This window comes from Pseudomonas sp. Irchel s3f10 (assembly GCF_900187515.1).
GTDB lineage: Bacteria > Pseudomonadota > Gammaproteobacteria > Pseudomonadales > Pseudomonadaceae > Aquipseudomonas > Aquipseudomonas tensinigenes.
Window position 1 is genome coordinate 595,402 of the sequence record NZ_FYDZ01000001.1, and the last position, 22,543, is coordinate 617,944.

General features: G+C 59.1%; 19 protein-coding genes and 1 pseudogene. 9 read left to right on the top strand and 11 right to left on the bottom strand.

Annotation, left to right across the window (positions count from 1 at the left end):
* The first annotated feature begins 33 nt into the window (after positions 1-33).
* Together ppk2 and CKW17_RS02700 are read left to right on the top strand one after the other, a co-directional pair.
* On the top strand, positions 34-849 hold the full coding sequence (gene ppk2, locus CKW17_RS02695) for a polyphosphate kinase 2 (RefSeq protein ID WP_095118588.1): 816 nt from the start codon (positions 34-36) through the stop codon (positions 847-849).
* A 238-nt stretch (positions 850-1,087) separates the two neighbouring features.
* Positions 1,088-1,312: a hypothetical protein gene (locus CKW17_RS02700; RefSeq protein ID WP_016987899.1), complete on the top strand. Its 225-nt coding sequence runs from the start codon at positions 1,088-1,090 to the stop codon at positions 1,310-1,312.
* A 5-nt stretch (positions 1,313-1,317) separates the two neighbouring features.
* On the opposite strand, the gene CKW17_RS02705 is transcribed toward CKW17_RS02700, so the two are convergent.
* Entirely contained in the window at positions 1,318-3,930 is a 2,613-nt protein-coding gene (locus CKW17_RS02705) for an EAL domain-containing protein (RefSeq protein WP_095118589.1), read from the bottom strand.
* Between the two features lie 221 nt (positions 3,931-4,151).
* Here CKW17_RS02705 and CKW17_RS02710 point away from each other — a divergent pair, with 221 nt between their 5' ends.
* Positions 4,152-6,350, top strand: a complete 2,199-nt coding sequence (locus CKW17_RS02710; protein WP_095118590.1) for an OsmC domain/YcaO domain-containing protein — start codon at positions 4,152-4,154, stop codon at positions 6,348-6,350.
* Positions 6,351-6,619: 269 nt separating this feature from the next.
* Here the strand turns inward: CKW17_RS02710 and CKW17_RS02715 are convergent, their stop codons facing one another.
* The 3 genes from CKW17_RS02715 to CKW17_RS02725 form a co-directional block, all read right to left on the bottom strand.
* Positions 6,620-7,135 (bottom strand): PaaI family thioesterase, encoded by a 516-nt coding sequence (locus tag CKW17_RS02715; RefSeq protein ID WP_095118591.1) that lies wholly within the window; start codon positions 7,133-7,135, stop codon positions 6,620-6,622.
* Between the two features lie 8 nt (positions 7,136-7,143).
* Positions 7,144-8,301: a GGDEF domain-containing protein gene (locus CKW17_RS02720; protein ID WP_095118592.1), complete on the bottom strand. Its 1,158-nt coding sequence runs from the start codon at positions 8,299-8,301 to the stop codon at positions 7,144-7,146.
* A 146-nt stretch (positions 8,302-8,447) separates the two neighbouring features.
* Positions 8,448-8,696: a hypothetical protein gene (locus CKW17_RS02725; RefSeq protein WP_095118593.1), complete on the bottom strand. Its 249-nt coding sequence runs from the start codon at positions 8,694-8,696 to the stop codon at positions 8,448-8,450.
* A 171-nt stretch (positions 8,697-8,867) separates the two neighbouring features.
* Here CKW17_RS02725 and CKW17_RS02730 point away from each other — a divergent pair, with 171 nt between their 5' ends.
* The 3 genes from CKW17_RS02730 (at position 8,868) to CKW17_RS02740 (ending at position 11,295) form a co-directional block, all read left to right on the top strand.
* Entirely contained in the window at positions 8,868-9,512 is a 645-nt protein-coding gene (locus tag CKW17_RS02730) for an ATPase (RefSeq protein WP_095119018.1), read from the top strand.
* A gap of 86 nt (positions 9,513-9,598) precedes the next feature.
* The gene (locus CKW17_RS02735; protein WP_034155837.1) at positions 9,599-9,940 is read left to right on the top strand and encodes a hypothetical protein; all 342 of its coding nucleotides are present in this window, start codon (positions 9,599-9,601) and stop codon (positions 9,938-9,940) included.
* Positions 9,941-10,653: 713 nt separating this feature from the next.
* Positions 10,654-11,295: a LysE family translocator gene (locus CKW17_RS02740; protein WP_095118594.1), complete on the top strand. Its 642-nt coding sequence runs from the start codon at positions 10,654-10,656 to the stop codon at positions 11,293-11,295.
* Here CKW17_RS02740 and CKW17_RS02745 read toward each other — a convergent pair.
* The 6 genes and pseudogenes from CKW17_RS02745 to CKW17_RS02770 form a co-directional block, all read right to left on the bottom strand.
* Positions 11,292-12,485 (bottom strand): GAF domain-containing sensor histidine kinase, encoded by a 1,194-nt coding sequence (locus tag CKW17_RS02745; RefSeq protein WP_095118595.1) that lies wholly within the window; start codon positions 12,483-12,485, stop codon positions 11,292-11,294. The genes CKW17_RS02740 and CKW17_RS02745 overlap by 4 nt on opposite strands.
* A 138-nt stretch (positions 12,486-12,623) precedes the next feature.
* Positions 12,624-14,803: pseudogene (locus tag CKW17_RS02750) on the bottom strand (TonB-dependent siderophore receptor).
* Between the two features lie 267 nt (positions 14,804-15,070).
* Positions 15,071-15,910 carry a glutathione-dependent disulfide-bond oxidoreductase gene (gene yghU / locus CKW17_RS02755; RefSeq protein WP_095118596.1) on the bottom strand — a complete coding sequence of 280 codons (840 nt, stop codon included), beginning with the start codon at positions 15,908-15,910 and terminating at the stop codon, positions 15,071-15,073.
* A gap of 155 nt (positions 15,911-16,065) precedes the next feature.
* Positions 16,066-16,476 (bottom strand): GFA family protein, encoded by a 411-nt coding sequence (locus tag CKW17_RS02760; protein ID WP_095118597.1) that lies wholly within the window; start codon positions 16,474-16,476, stop codon positions 16,066-16,068.
* Between the two features lie 2 nt (positions 16,477-16,478).
* Positions 16,479-17,555, bottom strand: coding sequence for an alpha/beta fold hydrolase (locus tag CKW17_RS02765; RefSeq protein WP_095118598.1), 1,077 nt, complete (start codon positions 17,553-17,555; stop codon positions 16,479-16,481).
* 61 nt (positions 17,556-17,616) lie between these two features.
* Positions 17,617-18,561 (bottom strand): LysR family transcriptional regulator, encoded by a 945-nt coding sequence (locus CKW17_RS02770; protein ID WP_095118599.1) that lies wholly within the window; start codon positions 18,559-18,561, stop codon positions 17,617-17,619.
* Between the two features lie 124 nt (positions 18,562-18,685).
* Between CKW17_RS02770 and CKW17_RS02775 the strand changes: the two genes are divergently transcribed.
* The 3 genes from CKW17_RS02775 (at position 18,686) to CKW17_RS02785 (ending at position 21,913) form a co-directional block, all read left to right on the top strand.
* The gene (locus CKW17_RS02775; protein WP_095118600.1) at positions 18,686-18,961 is read left to right on the top strand and encodes a DUF2798 domain-containing protein; all 276 of its coding nucleotides are present in this window, start codon (positions 18,686-18,688) and stop codon (positions 18,959-18,961) included.
* 271 nt (positions 18,962-19,232) lie between these two features.
* Complete coding sequence (locus tag CKW17_RS02780; RefSeq protein WP_095118601.1) at positions 19,233-21,020, top strand: thiamine pyrophosphate-requiring protein; 1,788 nt, start codon at positions 19,233-19,235, stop codon at positions 21,018-21,020.
* 122 nt (positions 21,021-21,142) lie between these two features.
* Positions 21,143-21,913: a DUF72 domain-containing protein gene (locus CKW17_RS02785; RefSeq protein WP_095118602.1), complete on the top strand. Its 771-nt coding sequence runs from the start codon at positions 21,143-21,145 to the stop codon at positions 21,911-21,913.
* Positions 21,914-22,323: 410 nt separating this feature from the next.
* Here CKW17_RS02785 and CKW17_RS02790 read toward each other — a convergent pair whose 3' ends face one another.
* Positions 22,324-22,539, bottom strand: coding sequence for a hypothetical protein (locus CKW17_RS02790; RefSeq protein WP_095118603.1), 216 nt, complete (start codon positions 22,537-22,539; stop codon positions 22,324-22,326).
* Positions 22,540-22,543 lie beyond the last annotated feature (4 nt).

Genomic DNA, 22,543 nt, shown 5'->3' on the forward strand with positions numbered 1-22,543 from the left:
TGTTTCTGCATTTATTGGAGAGAGGCCAAGGTCATGGCAAAAGGCAAAAAGAAGGCCGCCACGGCGCCTGAAACCCCGAAGTTGAAAAACAAGGATTACCTTGAACAGTTGCGCAAGCTGCACGTCGAACTGGTCAAGTTGCAGGAGTGGGTGATCGCCAAGGGCGTCAAGGTCTGCATTGTCTTCGAAGGGCGTGATGGCGCCGGCAAGGGTGGCACGATCAAGGCACTGACCGAACGCGTCAGCCCGCGTGTCTTCCGCGTGGTGGCGCTGCCGGCGCCGACCGATCGCGAGAAAAGCCAGATGTATGTGCAGCGTTATTTGCCTTATCTGCCAGCGGGCGGCGAAGTGGTGATCTTCGACCGCAGTTGGTACAACCGCGCTGGCGTCGAACGGGTGATGGGCTTCTGTACGGAAGAGCAAACTGACAAGTTTCTCAAGTCCGTTCCGTGGGTCGAACACGCCATCGTCCAGTCCGGGGTGATCCTGCTCAAGTACTGGCTGGAAGTCAGCCCCGAAGAGCAGACCCGCCGGCTTGAGGCGCGCATCAACGACGGCCGCAAGACCTGGAAACTGACACCGATGGATCTTAAGTCCTACAGTCGCTGGTACGACTACTCACGGGCACGGGATGAAATGTTCAAGTACACCGACACCGAACACGCGCCATGGCGGGTGGCCGATTCCAACGACAAGCGCCGTGCACGGCTGAACATCATCAGCGATGTGCTTAGCTGCATTCCGTACGAGGATGTGAAACGCGAGAAGGTCGAATTGCCCAAACGGCAGAAACCGGGCAAATACCGGGATCCGGATTATCCATACCGGCGCGTGGCCGAGAAGTTCTGACAAACCGCCCCAATCCCTGTAGGAGTGAGCCTGCTCGCGATAGCGGTGTGCCAGCCAACACATCCGCCACAGGCAATCCGCTATCGCGAGCAGGCTCACTCCTACAAGGTTCAGTGGTGTATCCATGATTGCTGATCGGCAAGTCACTTTAGAAGTGAGCAGTCCATCCGTCGATTGTGCTGAACCACTGTGATCTCGTGTCTTTCTATCAAGGAAGTCCCCTACGAGATCACCCCCGATGTTCAATCAGCGCAAACAAGAAAAACAAGAAAAACTGGCGGCATGGCGAAAACTGGCGACGCAAGCGCAGATGCGCCTGGACCCGGAAGAACAGTACGACGAACTGCTCAAGGCTGCCGATGAAATGGAGGAGCAAGGGCTGATCACCAGCGCCGAGTGGCGGCAGTTGGTACGTGATGCGGGCAACGTGTTTACCGCGGACTCAAGTCGAATAAACGGTTGAATCGCTCAAGTCACGCGACCCTTCTTCGCTTTCAGGGTGGCGCCTCTGGAATCTTGTAGCAACCGCGCAAAGGCTGCTTTGTCGATCGGCCGGCTCATGAAGTAACCCTGCACTTCGTTACATTGATCGACCCCGAGAATATCCAGTTGCTCTTCGGTCTCGACCCCTTCGGCCGTCACGGTCAGGCCCATGGCTTTGCCCAACCCGATGATCGCCTGCACCACCGCACGATCATTGGTGCCGCTGCTGATTGAGGCGATGAAGCGCTTGTCGATCTTGATCCCGTCGAACGGATAGGCGCGCAAGTAACCGAGCGATGAGTACCCGGTGCCGAAGTCGTCCATGTTCAGGCGCACGCCGAGTTCTTTCAGGGCATTCATGGTGGTCAGGGCGCCGTCGGTGTCGTTGAGCATCACGTTTTCGGTGATCTCCAGTTCCAGGCGACTGGCCGGGAAGCGGGTTTGCACGAGCACTTCGCGAACATCCTCGACCACATCGCTGACGGCAAACTGCGCCGGCGACAGATTGACCGAGAGCAGAATATCCTCCGGCCAGCCCAGCGCGGTTTCGCAGGCTTCGCGCAGCACCCAGCGACCGAGCGGGACGATCAGGTCGGTCTGCTCTGCCAAGGGAATGAACAAGTCCGGACCCAGCAAGCCCTTGGTCGGGTGTTGCCAGCGCACCAGCGCTTCGACCGAAACGATGTGCTTGCCATCGACCTTGTAGCGCGGCTGATAGTGCAGGATGAATTCGTTGTGTTTGAGCGCGTGACGCAAGTCATCCTCCATCTGCCGGCGCGTCTGGATCTGATCGCTCATGTGCGCTTCGAAATAACACCAGGTGTTCTTGCCGTCCGATTTGGCCTGATACAGGGCGATGTCGGCATAACGGATCAGGTCGCTGGGCACGTAACCGTGGCGGCGACTGAGCGCGATGCCGATGCTGGCGCCGATGTGCAGCGGATGGTGTTCGAAGACCACCGGTTGATGCAGGCTGCCGATCAGGCGGGTGCAGAACTTGTCGATTTCGTGCGGACTGTCCATGCCGTTGAGCACCACGATGAATTCGTCGCCGCCCAGACGCGCGACGATGTCGTGTTCGCGGGTGCACTCACGCAGGCGCACGGCGACTTCCTGCAGCACGGCGTCACCGGCCGGGTGGCCGAGCGAATCGTTGATCGGTTTGAAGTTGTCGAGGTCGATCATCAGCAGCGACAGCGGCGGCGCGTGCTCCTTGAGCAGCAGCGCTTCATCCAGATAACGCGCGAGTTTGTTGCGATTGGGCAGGCCGGTGAGGGCGTCGTGCATCGACAAATGCTGGATCTGCGCATGGGCGGCGACTTCGTCGGTAATGTCGCTGGCGGTGCCGCGATAGCCGATGACCGCGTATTTGGCGAAGATCGGCCGGGCGGACAGTCGACAGTGGCGTTGCTGGCCGGCGTGGTCACGGTAGGTGCAGCGTAAATCGCTGGCGCTGTTCTCCTCGGTCAGGTTTCTCAGCCACAGTTCCAGTGGCGTGGTGTCGCAAAACAGCAACTGGCCGATGTCTTGCCCCAGCCACAGGGTTTGCGGGTAACCGGTCACTTCGCTGAAGCGCGCCGACAGGTACGTCAGCGCCAGGTCGCGATCGACTTCCCAGATCCAGTCCGAAGCCGCTTCGGCCACCGCGCGAAAGCGTTCTTCGCTGGCTTCCAGCTCCCGGTTGGCGTTTTCCAGTGCTTGATTGGAGGTTTGCATGACGGCAAAACTCTGGTCGACGTACTGCGATGATCGCAAGGCGTGACGGAAGAAGTACGCGGTCAGCAGCATCAGCACCACAATCGTCGCGCCGAGTGGCGGCAGCAATGACCACAATAAATGTTGCCCGGGCCGTTCCAGATCAGCGACCAGGCTGTAACCGGTGCTGTCCAGCGGCACCCGAGGGCGTTGCGGGTCGATCGTCTCGTCCGGCGCCAGCGTCAGGTTGTTCAAGCCGTAACCGCTGCCAATCAGACGCAATTTGGTCGGCGTGAGTTTGTCGACAAACACCAGTACCGAAGAGGTCTGCGGATCGCCCAGGGGCCGCTCATCGTTGGGAATGATCGCTGCCGCCGACACCAGCGCCGGCCAGCCTTCGAACAGTGAATAGCGGCTGACCGGCTTGGTCAGATCACCTTGGCCCAACACTTGATCAAGTAACTCCGTGGCGCTGACTTGAACGAACGCGGACAGCTCGGCATCGACCATTTGCCCGCGCACTACCGCGTAACGGGTGCCTTGGCGGTTGAGGACGAACACGCCGTCATAGCCGTCACTGGTGAACAGGGTTTTGCCGAGGTTCTGCTCGGTGTACGCCCAGTCGGTGTCGACCTGACCGCTCAAATGCTCATAGGCGGTGGTCCAGTAGGCGTAGCTGGTGATGTAGTTTTTCGAGGCGGTGATGCGGTTTTCCAGCGCGCGAGCCGAGTAAAAGCGGGTTTTGTTGACCTCTTCGCTGTCCAGGCGCTCGGCGATACCCAGCAAAGCGACCGCCGCCGCAATCACGCCGCTGACAAACAGCGCTCCGACCGCGAAGGCCAGGCGGCGGGTGACGGCGCTCTGGCGCGGTGGAAGCGGGGCTGCATAGCTGGAAAGGTCCATGTGCTCGTCCTTGATCCGCTGTCTTCTGAATCTAGAACCACGGCGCGGGCGCAATGTTCAGATTGTTCTCGGCGACTGCTCTGAAAGCGTAGTGAACCCCGCGCGATTTGTCTTCCCAAGAGCAGGACGCCGATCAGCGGCCAATCCCGAAAGGGCAAGACTTCCCGCGCAAAAACCGGATAATGGCGGCCATTCGTTTAGCCGTATTCTGGTAATCCCGCATGGAAATCAAGGTCAACTTTCTCGACAACCTTCGACTTGAAGCCAAGTTCGACGACTTCACGGTGATCGCTGATCAGCCCATCCGCTACAAGGGCGATGGCTCGGCACCGGGGCCGTTCGACTACTTTCTGGCATCGTCGGCGTTGTGTGCGGCGTACTTTGTGAAGTTGTACTGCGACACGCGCAACATCCCCACGGAAAACATTCGCCTGTCGCAGAACAACATCGTCGACCCGGAAAACCGCTACAACCAGATCTTCAAGATCCAGGTGGAGTTGCCGGCGGACATCTCCGAGAAAGATCGCCTGGGCATCCTGCGTTCCATCGATCGCTGCACGGTGAAGAAGGTCGTGCAGACCGGCCCGGAATTCATCATTGAAGAAGTCGAAAACCTCGACGCCGATGCTCAGGCGCTGTTGATGCCGGTGACCGGTTCCGACGCAGGCACCTTCATCGCCGGCAAGGACCTGCCGCTGGAGCAGACCATCGCCAACATGTCGGGCATTCTCGCCGACCTCGGGATGAAGATCGAAATCGCTTCGTGGCGCAACATCGTGCCCAACGTCTGGTCGCTGCACATCCGCGATGCGCATTCGCCAATGTGCTTCACCAACGGCAAGGGCGCGACCAAAGAGGGCGCACTGGCCTCGGCATTGGGCGAGTTCATCGAGCGCCTGAACTGCAACTTCTTCTACAACGACCAGTTCTGGGGCGAAGAGATCGCCAACGCCGAGTTCGTTCACTATCCGGACGAGCAATGGTTCAAGCCGGGCCCGAAAGACGAGTTGCCAAGCGAGATCCTCGACGACTACACCCGGAAGATTTACAACCGTGACGGCGAATTGCGTGGCTCGAACCTGTTCGACACCAACTCCGGCAACACTCAACGCGGCATCTGCTCGCTGCCGTTCGTGCGCCAGTCGGACAATGAAGTGGTGTACTTCCCGTCCAACCTGATCGAAAACCTTTACCTCAGCAATGGCATGAGCGCCGGTAACACGCTCGCCGAAGCGCAGGTGCAGTGCCTGTCGGAGATCTTCGAGCGCGCGGTCAAGCGCGAAATCCTCGAAGGCGAAATGGCCCTGCCGGACGTGCCGCAAGAAGTGTTGGAGAAGTACCCGAGCATCCTCGCTGGCATCAAAGGCCTGGAAGAGCAGGGCTTCCCGGTGCTGGTCAAGGATGCGTCGCTGGGCGGTGAATTCCCGGTGATGTGCGTGACCCTGATGAACCCGCGTACCGGCGGCGTGTTTGCCTCGTTCGGCGCGCATCCGAGCCTGGAAGTGGCGCTGGAACGCAGCCTCACCGAGCTGTTGCAAGGCCGCAGTTTTGAAGGTTTGAACGACTTGCCGCAACCAACGTTCTCCGGTCAGGCCGTCACTGAACCGAACAACTTCGTCGAGCACTTTATCGACTCCAGCGGTGTGGTGTCGTGGCGTTTCTTCAGCGCTAAGCCAGACTTCGAATTCGTCGAGTGGGACTTCTCAGGCCAGGGCGAAAACTCCAACGCCGAAGAAGCCGCGACACTGTTCGGCATCCTTGAAGACATGGGCAAGGAAGTCTACATGGCGGTCTACGAGCACATCGGTGCCAAGGCCTGCCGCATCCTCGTGCCGGATTATTCGGAGATCTACCCGGTCGAAGACCTGATCTGGGACAACACCAACAAAGCCCTGCAATTCCGCGCCGACATCCTCAACCTGCACAACCTCAGCAAGGTCGGCCTGCGCAACCTCGCCCAAGGCCTGGAAAACAGCGAGCAGGACGATTACACCGAGATCACCACGCTGATCGGCGTCGAGTTCGACGACAACACGCCGTGGGGCAAGCTGACGATTCTGGAATTGCGCTTGCTGATCTGCCTCGCGCTGCAGAAGTACGAGCAGGCCAAGGATCTGGTCGAAGCGTTCCTGCAGTACAACGACAACACCGTTGAGCGCGGCTTGTTCTATCAAGCGGTGAACGTGGTGTTGGAGATGGAACTGGACGAAGATCTGGAACTGGAAGACTACGAAGCCAACTTCCGCCGCATGTTTGGCGATGAGCGTATGGACGCGGCGATTGGTTCGGTCAACGGCAGCGTGCGGTTCTATGGGTTGACGCCGACCAGCATGAAGCTGGAAGGGCTGGATCGGCATTTGCGCTTGATTGAGAGCTATAAGAAGTTGCATACGGCGCGGGCGAATGTGAAGCAGGTTTAAGCCGGTTTCACATTGAGTTCGGCGGTGAATTCACCCCTCACCCCAGCCCTCTCCCCTAGGAGAGGGAGCCGATTTGTGAGCTTTTCAAAATCCTAGTTTGACTCGATATCTCAGGGCGGCGTATTTCAACCAGACGCCTCGGTCAGTCTTTTGTCTCCAAGGAGAGGGCAGGGGTGAGGATTTTTCGAATCCAGAGTTCGATCCGATATCTCAGGTCGGCGTATTTCAACCAAACAACTCGGTCAGTCCCCTCTCCCTCTGGGAGAGGGTTAGGGTGAGGGGCTTTTGCTTTTTCGCCCATGCGCGGAATCCGCCAGTTGCCCTGTATCGACTCGCACAAACACCGAATCACCCACTGCCGTCAGCACTTCCCCGGCAAAAACCTCACAAATCACCCGCGTCTTGCGCCCAACCGCCCCCTCGACCTTCGCCCGCAAAACCAGCGTCACGCCCATCGGTGTTGGCTTGATGAACTTGATCCCAAGGTTGCCAGTGACGCAGTCGATACGCGGCAGGCTGCCAGGTTCGCGGTTCTCCGCGCGGTAGTGGTAAGCCATCGCTGTCCAGTTGGAATGGCAGTCGACCAGCATCGCGATCAAACCTCCGTAGACCAGATCCGGCCAGCCGCAGTACTTGGCCTCCGGCAGGTGTTCGGCAATCACGTGCTCGCCGTCTTCATGCCAGTGGCTTTTGACGTGCAGGCCGTGCGGGTTGCGGCCGCCGCAGCCATAGCAAACGCCTTCTGGCGCGGCGAGGTCTTGCAGAGGCGTATCGAGGCTGGACATGGTTTTTATTATCCTGGAGTGGTGAGTCCGGTCAGGCGCAGGCGATTGCGCCCGCCGCGTTTCGATTCGTAGAGTGCCGCGTCGCCTTGCTCGATCAGTGCCGTCAGGTTGGCGGGCGGGTGGTCGAACAGGCTGGCGCCGATGCTCAGGGTCACGGCCGCGGTAGTGGGGAATGTCTGTGAGGTGGTGTTCAGAAACTGCTCGCGCAATGTATTGCCCAGTTCCATGACGCGCTCGCCTGATGTGCTGTTGAGCAGGATGACAAACTCGTCACCGCCCAGACGCGCCGTCAGCGCATTGCGCGGCAGCACCGAGCGGATCATCTCGCTCAGTGCGATCAGCAAACGATCCCCGGCGGTGTGGCCGTACTGGTCGTTGACCAGTTTGAAGTTGTCGATGTCGATCAGCAGCAGGGCGCCGGGATGCTCCGGCGAAACGTGTTCGAGCAGGCGCGGCGCACGCTTTTCCAGAGCGCGGCGGTTGTACAGGGCGGTCAGCGGATCACGCTCGGCGAGGCGGGCGATCTGTTTTTCCCGGCGATAGCGTTCGGTGCCGGTCATCGACAGGGCGATCAACATGATCGCCATCGCACCTTCGACCAGGGAAATCTGGATGATCTCGCCACGAAACGCCGCCAGATCGATCAGCGTGCCGGGGATCACCACGGTCAGGGCTTTGGCCACATAGAAGATCCCGTGACCGAGCAAAACGTAACGCAACTGCACCGCGCCGACGCTCAACGACTTGCCGTGGGGGCGCAGCAGTGAGCTGGCCTTGAGGGTCGCCAGCGCCACCAGCAACGAATTGGCCGCCAGCATGACCTTCGACCACAGCGGCCCGTCCGGCAACAACAGCATGACCAGCCAAGTGACAAAGATCAGATACCAGGCCGGCGACAGCCGTATCTGGGTAAAGCGCGCCACGCCGAGCAGGAACAGGAAATGCGCGGTTACCAGCAAGCCGTTGGCGAACCAGATGCCGATCAGCAAAAAACCGCTGCTGCGCAACAGGGCCAGGGTGGAACCGACGGTGATGGTGGCGAAACCGGCGCTCCAGAACAGTAGCGAAGGCTCACGAATGCTGCGCCATTCGATCGCCAGATACAGCGCGGCAGCGGCTGCGAGGGCGATGGAAATGGTCAGCATCGTAGGTGGGTCGAGCGGCATTTCTTGATGAGCCTGTCTGATTGGCAGTGAGACCGGCGATTGTAAGCGTTCGGGCGGCTTTTTCGCAGAGGCCTTATTGCAGCGCAGACCATTGGTTACGGGAGGGCGTCGTCGTTAGCGGCCCCCCTGACCACGGTGCCGATCGGTCATTGCTCGGGCGTGAGCCAGGTGTCGACGACTCGACGATCCAGTTCTTCCCAATAAGCCATGCCCAGCACGCGGGTGGTGTTGAGCCCGCGCAGGTATCCGCGCAACTGGTTGGCGGTGTCGGTGATGAGCTGCGGGTCGGTCGGGTCTTTGTCCAGCAATACGCTTTCGTACTGAACCAGATACTCGGCCACACGCTCGCGGAAATCGGGCAGAACGGCGTCACGGATCAGGTCAAACGTTCTCAAGGCGAACTCCTCATTTCATGTTTTTCTAGTTGTGGTTGAGTGTGTATCAGTCTGCACGTCGCGCAACTATTGCTAGAAGTAATAGTGACCATCAAGAAACGCAAGTTCTGCTTTGTCGGCAATCGGCGGAAAATTGCCTCCATCGAACACGCCGCTCAAGGAATCTGCGCGATGAACACACTGACCCGACTGGCTATGGTCGCCCTGCTAACAGGCGGCGCACTGTTCACAGCTCCGACTTACGCAGCGGACGCCGGGTCGTGTCATTTCCAGACCATCACGGGCAGCAGTGCCACGTTGCAACATTCGCAAACCGTGGGTGTGTTGCTCAGTGAGAACACTCTGGACAACCTGCAATACCTTGAGCGTTACCACGACATGGCGGTCAACGGCGCGAAAGATGCGCTCGACTCGCGGATTCGCGAAGCCTTTGTCAGCAGTTCCGATCCGGAACTGGCCATCGACTGGCTGGTGAGTTCACTGCAACAACAGTTCTTGTCGGTGACCGTTTACGACAACCTCGACGCATTGGTGCAGGCGCATCCCGACGTGGTGGTGAAGCTCGACACCTTCAATCGCTTGCTGACGCAGCAAAACAGCCTGGTCGAAGCGCGCTTCACCGCACGTTTCTACGACGCCGACCTGCAATACATCGGCAAGGCGGAAGGCGCCGTCGAGAAACAGCTGCCTTCGGTGTGGGTGCATAACCAGGCGGCACCGGCCATTGCTGCACAGATCGACAGGCAGCGTGACTTGCAACTCAACGCCTTGAAGCAATTTGATGTGTCGCTCAAGGCGCTGGTGGCGTCGAGCTGAACACTTAAAACATGAATGGCGACGGCGGCTGCGTGAGGCTGAACCGTTGCCGGTTGAACCGAACCTTTATTTTCAGGATGACACCGATGCGTCTTTTCTTTGTGCCTGCTTTGGCCGTTGCCTCTTTGCTGCTCGCCGGTTGCGCTTCGGCGCCGAACAATCCGAGCCTTACTTTGCAGACCAGCAAGACGCCTGCGCAGTACGCCGATTGTGTTGTGCCGAAGTTGCAGGGCAGTGCGTTGAACCCGACGGTTTCGCAGACTCAGCGCAGCTACCGGATTGTGGTGCCGAGCAAGGTTTCGGCTGACAACGTGCTGGAGGCGTACAAGGCGGGTAGTGGCGGCAAGGTGTTTATCTACGAGCGGCATTTGTTGGCTTCGAATCTTTTGCCTTCGAGTTTTGAGCGGGCTGCGCAGGATTGCATCTGATTTTGCCCGTTGTGTGTATTTGACTGAGCTCCTTTGGTTGGCCGCAACCAACCAATTTTTTGCCTCGCGCTGTTTATTCGGTTGCGGGGCTTTTTTTTTTGGTTCTTGGCGGCCTTTGGGCCGACCAGGTTCGGGGTGTTCTTTGTGAATATCCGTTGCTGCGGTGATGGCTTATTACGGTTTCGCCCTTACGGCGACTCACTTTTTTTCAAACGCCAAAAAAAGTAAGCAAAAAACGCTTGCTCCTGCGTGCGGCCCGCTCGCTGGGGCTCGGGGTTCCTTCGCTGCGGGATCGATCCGGGCGCAGCGCCTACGGTTTGCTTCGCTGCACCTCCTCTCGCTGTGTTTGGCTGCGCCAAACGGTCGCTGCGCTCCCACGCCCGGATCAATCCCTCCACTCAGCCTTCCGACGTCGCCCGTGGATCAAGATCAAGAGCAGGCGAGCTGACACTCGGCCTATTGAGTGGTGAAGGGCGGGGCGTGGTCGGCTTGGGATTTGTGTTGGAGCTGCCCCTCTCCCGAGGGAGAGGGGGCCGATCTGTAGGCTGTCACAGCCTGAGTTCAACGCGGTATCGCACGTCGGCGTAACTCTCCCAAACACCACCGTCAGTCCCCTCTCCCTTTGGGAGAGGGTTAGGGTGAGGGGCTTTTGATCTGGGCTATGCAGCCGGTTGCTGTAACATGCGGCAACTTCAATCTTGCGAGCAGCGAAAATGGATTCTCACTCGATATTGACCTTCACTCTGGTCGCCGCAATTGCCATCGCCAGTCCGGGGCCGGCGACGTTGATGGCGATCAACAATAGCCTCGCGCATGGGCAGCGCAGCACGATCTGGTCGTCATTGGGTAACGCCAGTGGCTTGTTCTGTCTGTCGGCGGCGGCGATGTTGGGGTTGGGGGCGTTGTTGGCCAGTTCTGAGTTGCTGTTCAACGCGGTGAAGATCATCGGTGCCGGGTATCTGTTCTACCTCGGGGTCAGGCAGTTGTTCAAAAAGGGGCCGATGCTGCCGGAAGGGACTGAGGGCGATGCGAGCAAGGTGCGTCCGACGCGCGGCAAGCTGTACAAATCGGCCTTTTTGACGGCGGTGACCAACCCCAAGGCGACGATGTTTTTTACCGCGTTGTTCCCGCAGTTCATTGATCAGGGCGCAGCGCTGTTGCCGCAGTTTTTGATCCTGACTTCGATCTTCATGGCGTTGTCGGTGTCGTCACTGAGCGTTTATGCCGCGCTGGCTTCGCGGGCCAAGGGTGTGTTGACTCGTCCGGCGCTGTCGCGTTGGGTCAGCCGGGTGGTCGGGTCTACGTTTATCGGTTTTGGTGCGGCGATTCTGACGATGCGTCGGCAGACGGCTTAAACCCATTTGAACCGGGCCGGGAATCTCGCCACGAAGCAGGTTCCCGACTCGGCGCTCGAGGTAACGCTCAACGTGCCGTTGTGTGCCATCGCAATCTGCGAGGCGATGTAAAGTCCCAGTCCCAAGCCCTCGCAACGTTGCCCGGCTTCGGCGCGGGAGAAGGGTTCGAACAGCAGCGGCATCAGTTGCGCTGAAATCGGCGTGCCCTGGTTGGTCAGGGAAATCACGATCTCGTCGTTTTCTGCACAGGCTTTGAGGATGATCGGTGCGCTGTTCGAGCCGTGGGTGACGGCATTGCCCAGCAGATTGGAAAGCAACTGGCTGATGCGCAACGCATCGCAATAGACGCCCGCCGGCACGTCCAGCTCATCGATGAAAATCGCTTGCGGGTGCGAGGCTTTAACCTCAGCGAGCGTCAATTGCAGGGTCTGCTGCAAGTCATCCACCAGCTTGCGCAGCACCGGAATCCCGCCGCCCAGTCGTCCTCGGGCAAAGTCGAGGATGTTTTCGATCAACACGCCCATGCGCACCGAGCTGTTGCGAATTGCCGCAATCAGGTTGAGCGAACGTTTGTCTTCGGTTTTGCTTTCCAGCAAGTCGGCGCTCATGCGCACCGCGCTCAGTGGTGTGCGCAAATCATGGCCGAGTACGGCGATGAATTGCTCGCGCAGGCGTCCGAGTTCATTGGCGTTGTTCAGCTCGATTTGGGTCGCTTCCAGATGGCGTTGCGTGTCCAGGTTCATGGCGATCAATTGAGCGAACAGGGTCAGTGTTTTGGTAATGGCCGGTTCGTCGATATTGGCCGGGACCGAGTCGATGGCGCACAGCGTGCCGAAGAAGTCGCCGTTGGCTTTGACGATGGGAATGGAAATGTAACTTTCCAGCCCATAGGTTTTCGGCGTGTGGTGAAGCGAAAAGACCGGGTGCGTACTGGCATGACCGAAGATCACCGGCTGCTGATGCTGGCGGATCTCGTGGCAGATGGTCGATTCGAGCACCAGTTCGCCACCGGGTTTGAGCCCGAAATCAATCGAGTCATCGACGGCGCATGCCACCCAGTTGCTTTCGGTGACCCGAGCGACCGCAGCGAACCGCATGCCGGTGAGGTGTTTGACCATGCTCAGGATGACCGGCACCGAGTCAATACTGCGAATGGCTTCGATGTCGGGTGCAAAGTCCGGGTTGGTCATGGGCGATGCTTCGAGATGAGTTCGCTTAGAGACTATCTGGTATTGCCGTTCATGACTAATGCGGCGGGTAGAAAAAACAAGGGCGCCGCGGATTTCCCCGGCGCCATTGTTTGTTGTGACAGATCGAACGTTATCGACTCAGAACTTGTACTTGGCGGTCAGCATGTAACTGCGCGGGTTGCCATAGTTGTCGGTGGAACCCCAGGTGACATCGGAGCCGATGGCGGAGTAGTAGACACGGTCGAAGATATTGTTCGCGTTGACTTGCAGATCCAGGTGTTTGTTGACTTCGTACCCGGCCATCAGGTCGGTGACCGCATAACCGCCCTGTTCGAGACGGTAGCTACCGTTATTGGCCAGGGTGATGTCGTTGTACATGCGGCTCTGCCAGTAGACGTTGCCGCCCACGCGCAGATTCTGCAGCGGGCCCTGAAAGCGGTACACCGTAGACACCTTGAACAGATGCTCTGGCGTGTCGGTATCGAATCGCTGATTGTTGTTGGCCGGGTTTTCGTCCTTGATGTAGTGCGCGCGGGTGTAGGTGTAGCCGGCGCCGACCTGCCAGTTTTCGGTCAGGGCGCCTTGCAGTTCCATGTCCACGCCTTGGCTGCGCACTTTGCCTGATGTGTTGTAGCAGGTCATGACCGGGCAGCCGAACTGGTTGTCGGCCAAGGTGGCGCGGCCGGTCTGATCCATCTGGAACACCGCCAGGCTGGCGTTGAGGGCGCCGTTGAAGTACTCGCCCTTGATGCCCACTTCGTAGTTTTCACCGACGATCGGCTCAAGCACTTTGCCGCCGAGATCCTTCTGGGTCTGCGGGGTGAAGATATCGGTGTAGCTGGCGTACACCGAGTGGTGGTCGTCGAGTTTGTAGATCAGGCCGGCATAGCGGGTGAGGTTGCGGGTGACCTTGTAGTCGCCATCGCCGGTGCGGTCATCGTAGTCATACCAGTCGAGACGGCCGCCGAGGATCAGCGTCAGTGGATCGGCCAGGCTCAGGCGGGTGGTCAGGTACACGGCATCCTGGGTGGTGACGTTGCGGGTTTTGCCGTCCCGCACGAAGTCAGGTTTGGGTGCGCCAATCGGCCAGGCGGTGGTGTACGGGTCGTATTCCTTGGTGGTCGCGTCATACACCTGGTTGCTGGCGCCGACGACCAGTTCGTGGCTGCGGCCGAACGCTTCGAACGGGCCGCTGGCGAAGGCGTCGAACGCATGCTGCTTGTCGGTGTGATGGGATTGATAAGCCGTGGTTTCCAGTGGACCGGCGTAACGCGACAGGTAGGTTCCGGAGAACTCGCCGTCGAGAGTCGATGATGAGCCGGCGACGTGCAGTTTCCAGTCGTTGTCGAAGCGATGCTCGACTTCACCGAACACGGTGTCGATTTGCAGCTTGCGGTTTTCCCAGTCGGTGCCCGGGTAGGTGGAGCGGGGCAGATCGAGGTGGTGGCCATTGGTGCCCAGCGGCAGACCGCCCCAGAAATAGTTGGTCTGTTCATTCTGCCGGGAGAACCCGAGGGTCGCGGTGGTGCTGTCGCTCAGGTCGGCTTCACCGATGGCGTAGAACAGGCCATGGTCGTTCTCTTCCTTGTCGCGGAAACTGTCGGCACCCTGATAGGAACTAACCACTCGACCGCGCAAGGTGCCGCTTTCGTTCAGCGGGCTGGAGGCGTCGATTTCGCCACGGTAGTCGTCCCAGCTTCCGGCCGCGCCGGTGAGCGTCACGCGTTGATCGGCGGTCGGGCGTTTGCGCACCATGTTAATCGCTGCCGACGGGTTGCCGGCACCGGTGACCAGCCCGGTTGCACCGCGGACGATTTCGACACGTCGAACATCGCCAGGTTTGGTTGCACCGCCATGGAGTAAGGCGAGTACGCGCTGGGCAGGCCGTCGTACATGATGTTGTCGATGTCGAAGCCGCGCGCCTTGTACGTCTGCCGTCCCGGACCGCTGGTCTGGCTGAGGAACAGTCCCGGTGTGCCTTTCACCACATCGTTGATGCTGGTCATGTTCTGGTCGTCCATGCGCTGGCGAGTGATCACCGTTACCGCCTGAGGCGTTTCGCGCATGGTCAATGACAATTTGGTCGCCGTCCGCATCGGGCCGGTGGTGTAGGACTGGGTGTCTTCGGTGGTGCTGCTCATCTGGGTGGCGCCGATTTCGGTGGCGTCCAGTTCCAGCGTGCTCGCCGGCGCGGCTTTTTCAGGCGTAGCGGGTGATGCTTCATCTGCCAGCGCAGGGGTGATGCTGGCCATGCAGATGGCCAGCGCCAGGAGGTTCGGTGAACGGTTTGGACGACGGTAAATGGTGCGAAACGACATCAATCTGCTTCCCCAAATAATACGAAAAAGAATCCAGTGCGAGTGCGTGTAGGAATTATTCGCATTAGTGTGTCAGATCATTCCGACTGAAAAAAGCCGTACGAGTCAGTTAGTTAACGAATTTTTCACAATCGTCCAAGCGCTCTGCGTCGAGGGTTGGCGCAGAGTTGCGGTTTTTCTGAGACGCGTGCGAGGGGTGAAGCGAGGCGCAGCGGACCGATCACAAAAGCGTGCGACCGGCCCTGCGGATGTGCGGGAGTAAAGGCGTCAGTTCAGATCATCAGCCTGATGACGTTCGGGCACCTGAGTCGCCTCATCGCCCCACGTGCGGTTGACGCGCTGGCCGCGAATAACCGCCGGCCGCCTGGCAATGTCCTCGGCCCAGCGCTGCACATGCGTGTATTCGTGGGCCGCGAGAAACTCGGCGGCGGAGTACACATTGTTGCGCACCAATTGGCCGTACCACGGCCAGACGGCGATGTCGGCGATGGTGTAACTGTCACCGGCCAGGTAGGCGCTTTGTGCCAAACGCCGATCCAGCACATCCAGTTGCCGCTTGGCTTCCATGGTGAAGCGGTTGATCGGGTACTCCATTTTTTCCGGTGCGTAGGCATAGAAATGCCCGAAACCGCCGCCCAGATACGGCGCCGAGCCCATCTGCCAGAACAGCCAGTTCAAGGTTTCGGTGCGGCCAGCAGGATCTTTTGGCAGGAAGGCGTCGAATTTCTCCGCCAGGTACAGCAGGATCGAACCCGACTCGAACACGCGAATCGGCGGTTCAACGCTGTGATCCAGCAACGCCGGTATTTTCGAGTTCGGATTGATCTCGACAAAACCGCTGGAGAACTGATCGCCTTCGCCAATGCGGATCAGCCACGCATCGTACTCGGCAGCGCTGTGACCCAACGCCAACAACTCTTCCAGAAGAATCGTCACTTTGACGCCGTTGGGCGTGGCCAGTGAATACAGCTGCAACGGATGCTTGCCGACCGGCAGCGTCTTGTCGTGGGTAGGGCCGGCAATCGGCCGATTGATGCTGGCGAACTGGCCACCGGACGGGGCTTCGTTTTTCCAGACCTGGGGTGGAACGTACGGCGCTTTGCTCATCTAAGGGGCCTCATCTTGGCAAGTGGAAAAAATACCTCGCTGATAATAGACAGGACACCACAGAACCCGCTTTGTATTCCACAGCCCAATGAGTCGAAGGTGTTTTTTGCAATCCCTCCGTTGGGCGTTCAGTACCGGTTGGCACACGATCAGTCTCAGCGCTGCGGCCATTGATCCTTGATTTCAAACCACGGTGCTTTCGACGTCACTTCGACGTGTTGCTGTTTTTCCGTGGTGAACGTCGTGTCCAGCGTGCCCAGGGCTACCGAAATCCAGTCGCGGTACTCACCCTGATTGTTTGCCCAGAACAGCGACGAGCCGCAGTTCAGACAGAACTGGCGTTGTACCGATTGCGAAGACTGATAGGCCTTGAGCTGCCCGGCGCCCTCCAGCAGTTCCAGGTTCTGGCGCAGCACGCTGCCATAGCTGGCAAACGCCGCGCCGTGGCTTTTGCGGCATTGGCTGCAATGGCAGTGCGAAAGCGCTTTGGGCCGTGAGCGGATCTGGTATTTCACCGCTCCGCACAGGCAACTGCCCCGGAAGGTCTGAGGGGAGGGCGTCAGCATTGTTATTGCGGTTCCTTGTAAGTGACGGTTTGTTTCAGGCTGTCAGGTGACTGCGCCAGGAATCCGGTGATGAGGGAAATCACTTGTTGCTGGATCTGCGCACGCGGGCGGCCACCCTGGCCATCGGTGCAGATAATGCTGTCGCCTGGCACGTCCTCGTCAAGCATGGCCACGGCGCCAGGTTTGCAGATCGCCATGAACGTGAAATGGCTGGCGTCGCTGATCTCGACGTAACGCGATAAGGTTTTCGGCAGGCGTTTGGCGAGATAGACGGATTCCAGTTGCGCAGGCAATTCTTTCGACGGTACGCCGGCAGCGATCACCAGGATCGGCACGGGGTAGGCCGCCAGACTTGCATCGGTCATTCCGCGCGACAGACCCAGGTCCAGTGAAACCACGGCAGTCACGCGCTTGTCACGCAAATCGGCGGCCAGTCGGGCTTTCGATTGCGCGGTGCTTGCCGTGTTCATTTGGTTGTACGCCGTGCAACTGGCCAGTTGCGGATGGACTTTGCAGTCTTCGGCAAAGCGCTCGGGGTCGAAGCGTGCACCGCCGGCTTCGAGTACCGTCCAGCCGCCGAGAGAATGGCCGACGATGGCAATTCGATCCTTGGCCACTGCGCCGAATTTTTCCGGTTGCGCCGTCACTGCATCGATGGCCCGACTGAGGTCAACGGGACGCTGCCACAACTGTGCCGCGGCTTGCGGACTGCGGTCGCGACTGGTGGTGCCGGGATGGTTGACTGCCGCGACGATGTAACCCTGATGCGCCAGCGCACTGGCCAGCCAGGTCTGGTTGATCCAGCTTCCGCCATTGCCGTGGGACAGCACCACCAATGGATGTTCGCCCTTGGCGGCCGGGGCGTCGAGCACTGCCGGTGCGCCAACGAAGACCGGGTTGTCGCCGAATAATTGTGGCGTCTTGGCCGTGGTCGAACCGGGGTACCAGACGACCATTTCCACTGGGCGCTCGTTACGTGGATCCGCCAGCGTGGCGTACTGGAAACCAACGGGTTGAGCGTCAGCGAATGCGTGGCTGCTCAAGCCGATCAGAAGCAGCGCGCCGAGAGATTTTTTCATTGTTGTTATCTTCCGTGATAGGCCGATTGTGCGAAGCGGACTTTGACTGATTTCGTGTGCTTCAGCGAGTGTCTTTGAACCCTTCGACGAAAACATTTGTTGTCGGCCAGCGTGCGATCAAATCTGCGCTCAGGTAATCCAGGAAGGCCTTGACCTTCGGCGTCATCGCCGCGCGCTCCTGAACGCAGGCGTAGATATCCATCGGCTCGACGACGGCGTCGCTATGTTCGAGCAGCGGCACCAGTTGCCCGCTCGCCAGATAAGGTGCCGCCACGAACTCTGCCAGCCTCGTGACCCCGGCCCCGTGAACAGCCATTTGCGCCAGCGCATCGATGTCATCGCTGATCGCGGTGGCATTGATATTGGCGTCGAAACGCTGGCCGTCACGGATAAAACTCCAGCGCAGAAAGCGCCCGTCCAAGGGATAACGAAAGGCCAGGCAGGCGTGGTTGTGCAAATCGTCCGGCGATTGCGGCCACCCGGCGCGCTGAAGATAGGCCGGCGCGGCGCACATGATGAAGGGCAGCGAAACGATCTTGCGCGCGACGATACCGTCCTCCAGTTGCGGCTTGATCCGCAGGCTCAGATCGATGCCATCCTGGATGTGGTTGATCTTGCCGTTGGTGGTCGAGAGCTCGATGAGCAGGCGTGGGTGTTGCGCGGCGAAACCGGCGATCAGTGACGCCAATACATGGCGGCCGAACGCGGATGTAGAGGCGATGCTCAGACGGCCCTGCAATTCGGTTTCATCGCTATTGATCGAGCTCTGCGCGGACTCCAGATCCGCTGCAATGCGTCGGACTTTCTCGTAATACACCGCGCCGTTTTCGGTCAGTGCCATGCTGCGCGTGGTGCGTTGCAACAAGCGAGCGCCGAGGTGTGCTTCCAGCCGGTTGATCGTCTGGCTCACCGCCGCCGCGCTCACGCCCAGCGTCTTGGCGGCGCCGACAATCGAGCCCGATTCCACCACTTTGATAAAACTGGCAATCGCAGTTAACAGATTCATTCATCGTCCCGTTCAGGGTTGATTCGTAAGTTCTGCTTTATAAAGTACCTACGATTGAGCGTCTAGTTGCACGGGGGCGGCTTTGCTAACGTGCGGTCTCCCTGTCAACGGATGGAAACGCCATATGAATCAACCGACAAGCTCCGAAGCCTTGCTTATCAGCCGTCGCAAGCTGTCGCCACGTGCCACGCCGTATGTGTTTGCGCTGTACATGGCGACGATCATGGCGTTTCTGATGTCGTTGGTGATCACCGCCGCCAACTCGGGCATTGATAACGACTACCTGAGTAATGCCTTGCACGCCTACAAGCTGGCGATGCCCGTGGCGTTTTTGTGCATCCTCGTCGTGCGGCCGATTGTGGTGAAACTGGTGGCGTGGACGGTGCATCCGCATCGTTGAAAAAGCCCCGCCTCAGCAGTAACTGTTCTGGCGCCTTCGCGAGCAGGCTCGCTCCCACATTTCAACTCAATTCCCTGTGGGAGCGAGCCTGCTCGCGAATAGCCTCACCGTCGATCGACAGGTCTTGTGGGGGACTCAAAAAAACAAATAAGGATTGGCCTGAGGAAATCCATCGAAACTTCGCCAACAACCCGACTGTCCAGACCCTTACACCTCTTGGCAGATGTTCTGCCGGGACAGCTCCATACAGCGGAGAAAGACGAGGATCGAGATGACGATGACAGTGGGGGATTTTCTGGTTGAACGGCTCAGCGAGTGGGGCGTTACGCGGATTTTTGGCTATCCGGGGGATGGCATCAACGGCGTGTTCGGCGCGCTCAGCCGGGCCAAGGGAAAAATCGAATTCGTCCAGGCGCGGCATGAAGAAATGGCCGCATTCATGGCCTCGGCACATGCCAAGTTCACCGGCGAGCTGGGCGTGTGCATCGCCACTTCCGGGCCAGGTGCCTCGCACCTGATCACCGGCCTCTACGACGCGCGCATGGACCACATGCCAGTGCTGGCTATCGTCGGTCAGCAAGCACGCACCGCGCTCGGCAGTCACTACCAGCAAGAGCTTGATCTGGTGTCGATGTTCAAGGACGTCGCCGGGGCCTTTGTGCAGCAGGCGTCGGCGCCTTCGCAGGTGCGGCATTTGCTTGATCGAGCGGTGCGCACCGCAGTGGGCGAACGCCGTGTGACCGCGTTGATTCTGCCCAACGATTTGCAGGAGCTGAAATATCAAGCACCGGCTCGCGCCCATGGCACCGCGCATTCCGGTGTCGGTTACACGAAACCCAAAGTGCTGCCTTATGACGTCGATCTGCAGCGTGCCGCCGACGTTTTGAACGCGGGCGAAAAGGTCGCGATTCTGGTCGGCGCCGGGGCATTGCAAGCGACTGATGAAGTCATCGCGGTGGCGGAAAAACTCGGCGCCGGCGTCGCGAAGGCGCTGTTGGGCAAAGCCGTGTTGCCGGACGATTTGCCTTGGGTCACCGGCAGCATCGGCCTGCTCGGCACCGAGCCGAGCTACAAACTGATGAGCGAATGCGACACCTTGTTGATGATCGGTTCGGGTTTTCCGTACTCCGAGTTCCTGCCCAAGGAAGGTCAGGCCCGTGGTGTGCAGATCGATTTGCAACCCGACATGCTCAGCCTGCGCTATCCGATGGAAGTCAATCTGGTCGGCGATTCGGCGGAAACCCTAGCCGCGTTGTTGCCACTGCTCGAACAGAAAACCTCCAGCAAGTGGCGCAAGAAAGTCGAAGGCTGGCGCGGTAGCTGGGAGAAAACCCTGGAAAGACGTGCGATGGCCAAAGCCGACCCGGTCAACCCGCAAAGGGTGGTGTATGAGCTGTCGCCGCGCCTGCCCGATGAGTCGATTATCACCAGCGACTCCGGCTCGTGCGCCAACTGGTTTGCCCGTGACCTGAAAATCCGCCGTGGCATGCAGTGCTCGCTGTCCGGTGGCCTCGCGTCCATGGGTGCGGCAGTGCCCTACGCGATTGCCGCCAAGTTCGCCTACCCCGAGCGTGCAGTGATCGCGCTGGTGGGAGATGGTGCGATGCAGATGAACAACATGGCCGAACTGATTACCGTCGCCAAGTATTGGCGGCAATGGGCGAGTCCGAAATGGATCTGCGCGGTGTTCAACAACGAGGACCTTAATCAGGTGACCTGGGAACAGCGGGTGATGGAGGGCGATCCGAAGTTCGAAGCTTCGCAAAGTATTCCGGACGTGCCTTATCACTTGTTTGCCATTTCCATTGGCCTGAAAGGCATTTTTGTCGATCGCGAAGAAGACGTCGCCGCTGCCTGGGAAAAGGCATTGGCCTCGGAGGTGCCGGTGGTGATCGAGTTCAAGACCGACCCGAACGTGCCGCCGTTACCGCCGCACATCAAGCTTGAGCAGGCGAAGAAATTCGCCACGACGTTGCTCAAGGGCGATCCGGATGAGGCGGGGGTGATCGTGCAGACCGCGAAACAGGTGCTGGGAGCGGTGTTGCCCGGCAAAAAGTAACCGGTAAATCGACAGACAACTGTAGGAGCTGCCGGAGGCTGCGATCTTTTGATCTTGATCTTTAAAAACAAAATCAAAAGATCGCAGCCTTCGGCAGCTCCTACAGGTCAGGAGGTGGACTTTTGATTTATGTGGGCTGTGCAGGCTGGAGTCTGGGGCGCGAGCATTGGCCGGCATTTCCCGTAGAGGGCACGCATTTACAGCGCTATGCCGCGCGCCTCAATGGCGTGGAAATCAACAGCTCGTTCTATCGTCCGCATCGTCGGCAGACCTATGCGCGCTGGGCGGATGGCGTGCCGGAGGGCTTTCGCTTTTCGGTGAAAATGCCCAAACACATCAGTCATGAATTGCGCCTCGCCGGGTGCGAATCAGCGATGGACAAGTTTCTGACTGAATGCGGCGGGTTGGGCGAGCGCCTTGGCTGCTTATTGGTGCAATTGCCGCCATCGCTGGTGTTCGAAGAAGCCAGCGCCGACGCCTTTTTCACGACGTTGCGCGAACGGTTCTCCGGCGCAGTGGTGCTCGAGCCAAGGCATGAATCGTGGGTCAGCGCCGAGTCGATGTTAATGACTCATCAGATCGCACGAGCAGCAGTCGATCCTTCGCGCATCAGTCGTGATGTTTCGCCAAGCGGCTGGACGAGAACTCAGTATTGGCGCCTGCACGGCTCACCGCGCATTTACCACAGCGCCTACGATTCAACTTATCTGCTAGACCTCGCAAAAGCTCTGCAATCGGCGGCCGCAGCAGGTGCTGCGACCTGGTGCATTTTCGACAACACTGCCAGTGGCGCAGCGCTGGGCAACGCCTTGACGCTGGCCACACTGACGGCCGATTGGGAGCAGATATGTGCGGCCGTGAAACTCAACCCGGCGAAGAAGCCCTCACCCTAGCCCTCTCCCAGAGGGAGAGGGGACTGACCGAGGTGTTTGTGCAAATGACGCCGACTTGAAAGACCGAGTTGAACGCAAGATTTGAAAAGCGCACAAATCGACTCCCTTTCCCCCACGCCCCGTGGGGAAAAGGGACTGACCGAGTTGCTCGCGCAAGTAACGCCGACTTGAAAGACCGAGTTGAACGCAAGATTTGAAAAGCGCACAAATCGACTCCCTTTCCCCCTCGCCCTTGGGGGAGAGGGGACTGACCGAGGTGTTTGTGCAAATGACGCCGACTTGAAAGAACGAGTTGAACGCAAGATTTGAAAAGCACACAAATCGGCTCCCTTTCCCCCTCGCCCCCTGGGGGGAGAGGGCTGGGGTGAGGGGGCAGATCGAACAGACTGTCGCGATCGCCTTCAATACCACTAATTACCATCGGCCACTTTGCGCTCTATCTCATCGATCTTGCGCTGCAGCGTCTCGGCGTCCTGCTCCTTCACTCTTGTGGACGACGGCGTGATGACTTTGTCCACGGCTTCGCTGTCATCGTCCCGGTCTGCAAGATCGCGCTCGACCACATTCACCGGTTTGCCGGACGTATCGGTGGGCGGGTCGTTCGGGGTTTTATCGTTGCTGTTCATGTTG

Excerpts from the sequence above, each read along its gene's own strand:
- CKW17_RS02765 (WP_095118598.1), bottom strand. The coding sequence starts at position 17,555 with ATGAAAAAATCTCTCGGCGCGCTGCTTCTGATCGGCTTGAGCAGCCAC.
- CKW17_RS02705 (WP_095118589.1), bottom strand. The coding sequence starts at position 3,930 with ATGGACCTTTCCAGCTATGCAGCCCCGCTTCCACCGCGCCAGAGCGCC.
- CKW17_RS02790 (WP_095118603.1), bottom strand. The coding sequence starts at position 22,539 with ATGAACAGCAACGATAAAACCCCGAACGACCCGCCCACCGATACGTCC.
- CKW17_RS02720 (WP_095118592.1), bottom strand. The coding sequence starts at position 8,301 with ATGCCGCTCGACCCACCTACGATGCTGACCATTTCCATCGCCCTCGCA.
- CKW17_RS02760 (WP_095118597.1), bottom strand. The coding sequence starts at position 16,476 with ATGCTGACGCCCTCCCCTCAGACCTTCCGGGGCAGTTGCCTGTGCGGA.
- CKW17_RS02730 (WP_095119018.1), top strand. The coding sequence starts at position 8,868 with ATGAACACACTGACCCGACTGGCTATGGTCGCCCTGCTAACAGGCGGC.
- CKW17_RS02700 (WP_016987899.1), top strand. The coding sequence starts at position 1,088 with ATGTTCAATCAGCGCAAACAAGAAAAACAAGAAAAACTGGCGGCATGG.
- CKW17_RS02770 (WP_095118599.1), bottom strand. The coding sequence starts at position 18,561 with ATGAATCTGTTAACTGCGATTGCCAGTTTTATCAAAGTGGTGGAATCG.
- CKW17_RS02745 (WP_095118595.1), bottom strand. The coding sequence starts at position 12,485 with ATGACCAACCCGGACTTTGCACCCGACATCGAAGCCATTCGCAGTATT.
- ppk2 (WP_095118588.1), top strand. The coding sequence starts at position 34 with ATGGCAAAAGGCAAAAAGAAGGCCGCCACGGCGCCTGAAACCCCGAAG.
- CKW17_RS02780 (WP_095118601.1), top strand. The coding sequence starts at position 19,233 with ATGACGATGACAGTGGGGGATTTTCTGGTTGAACGGCTCAGCGAGTGG.
- CKW17_RS02715 (WP_095118591.1), bottom strand. The coding sequence starts at position 7,135 with ATGTCCAGCCTCGATACGCCTCTGCAAGACCTCGCCGCGCCAGAAGGC.
- yghU (WP_095118596.1), bottom strand. The coding sequence starts at position 15,910 with ATGAGCAAAGCGCCGTACGTTCCACCCCAGGTCTGGAAAAACGAAGCC.
- CKW17_RS02740 (WP_095118594.1), top strand. The coding sequence starts at position 10,654 with ATGGATTCTCACTCGATATTGACCTTCACTCTGGTCGCCGCAATTGCC.
- CKW17_RS02735 (WP_034155837.1), top strand. The coding sequence starts at position 9,599 with ATGCGTCTTTTCTTTGTGCCTGCTTTGGCCGTTGCCTCTTTGCTGCTC.
- CKW17_RS02775 (WP_095118600.1), top strand. The coding sequence starts at position 18,686 with ATGAATCAACCGACAAGCTCCGAAGCCTTGCTTATCAGCCGTCGCAAG.
- CKW17_RS02710 (WP_095118590.1), top strand. The coding sequence starts at position 4,152 with ATGGAAATCAAGGTCAACTTTCTCGACAACCTTCGACTTGAAGCCAAG.